The sequence below is a fragment of the Mesorhizobium sp. M2C.T.Ca.TU.002.02.1.1 genome (assembly GCF_003997225.1).
The window spans coordinates 1-1,442 of sequence record NZ_RZTO01001151.1 but is presented as its reverse complement, the minus strand read 5'-3'; the positions used below and the strand labels follow the sequence as shown (position 1 = coordinate 1,442).

The 1,442-nt window shown below is 61.8% G+C and carries 1 protein-coding gene and 1 pseudogene; one reads left to right on the top strand and one right to left on the bottom strand.

Annotation, left to right across the window (positions count from 1 at the left end; genetic code table 11):
• Positions 1-368 (bottom strand): annotated as a pseudogene (locus tag EOD07_RS34230) (alpha/beta hydrolase); the annotation flags it as partial.
• Between the two features lie 203 nt (positions 369-571).
• On the opposite strand from EOD07_RS34230, the gene opgC reads away from it, so the two are divergent.
• Positions 572-1,442: OpgC domain-containing protein (opgC, locus tag EOD07_RS34225; RefSeq protein ID WP_127238336.1), on the top strand; the 871-nt coding region annotated here is incomplete at its 3' end.

Here is a 1,442-nt window from a genome sequence, read left to right as displayed (position 1 = left end):
ACATTGGCGCCGTTCGAATAGCCAAGGAAGGTCGCACGCTTCGGGTCGAGCCCATGGACCCTCGCGGCTTCCGTCGCGAATTGGCCATAGGCAGCCGTCTCGGCATGGATGCTGGCCTGCCCGAAACTGGTCGGCGTGATTCGCTCGAACCAGCGAAATCCATCCTCTTGTGGGATGCGGCCGCGCGCCGCGACAATCACCGACCGGGGCGCAATCTGCCTCGCCAGCGGCAGCATCGTCGTCTCGTCGACACCTGACCCGTGCAGCACGAACAGGCAGTCGCCGCTTGCGTTTGCCGGCCTCAGCAGACGGTAGGGGAAGGCGAGATCCCGGCGCATAATACTGTTTTCGTCGCTATATTCGGACACGCTCACATCCATTTGATTCCATGAGAGATTCGTTGATTTGCCGGCTTCAAAACGGAATATTTTCGCGCTCCGCGAAAGTTGATTGAACCAGGCGCATTTCAGTCCGTTTCTGCGGCGATACACTCCCCTGGGAGGAATCGAAGCGGTGCGCCCCGGGGGTCGCATTGCTGGCTATGAACAACCAGCTTTGAGGCCTTTTGTCGATGACCACCCCTGCTCCTAACGATCGCGATAAGCGTATCTATGATCGCGATACGCGTATCGACGTGTTGCGCGCGCTCGCGCTGCTCACCATTTTTGTCGACCATGTGCCCGGCACGGTTTTCGAGAGCTGGACCTATAAGAATTTCGGCTTTTCCGATGCGGCCGAAGCCTTCGTGCTGATCTCCGGCATCTCGGTGGCGCTGGCTTACGGCACGAAGTTCAAGCCGGGCGGCCGGTTGCTCGCGACCCTGAAGATGTGGCGGCGCGCCGGCGTGCTCTACATCTCGCACATCGTCATCACGATGGTGGTGATCGCGCTGTTTTGCGCCGCCGCGCTGTTCGCGCACCGGCCGGAAATGCTGACGATGATCAACATCGAGCCCCTGATGAAGAACACGCCGCAGGTGCTGCTCGGCGTCGTCACGCTCGGCCACCAGCTCGGCTACAACAACATCCTGCCGGTCTATGCGGCGCTGCTTCTGGCGGCGCCCGCCTTCGTGCTGTTCGTCAGCTATCGGCCGGTGCCGGCGCTGATCGTCTCCGGCCTGCTCTGGCTCGTCGCAGGCATCTGGCAGATCGCGCCGCCGAACTATCCAGAGCCCGGCCTCTGGTTCCTCAACCCGCTATCCTGGCAGTTCCTGTTCAACATCGGCCTTGCCGCCATGCTGCATGTGAAGCGCGGCGGGCGGATCCCGGTCAATCCATGGCTGCTTGGTGCCGCCGGCATCTATGTGATCGGCGCGGCGATCTGGGTGCATAGTCCGCTCTGGGGGCAGATCACCTGGTTCAACCTGCCGGTGGTGATCGGCGGTTTCGACAAGACCTTCCTGTCGCTGCCGCGGCTCCCGCACATCCTGTCGGTCAGCTATC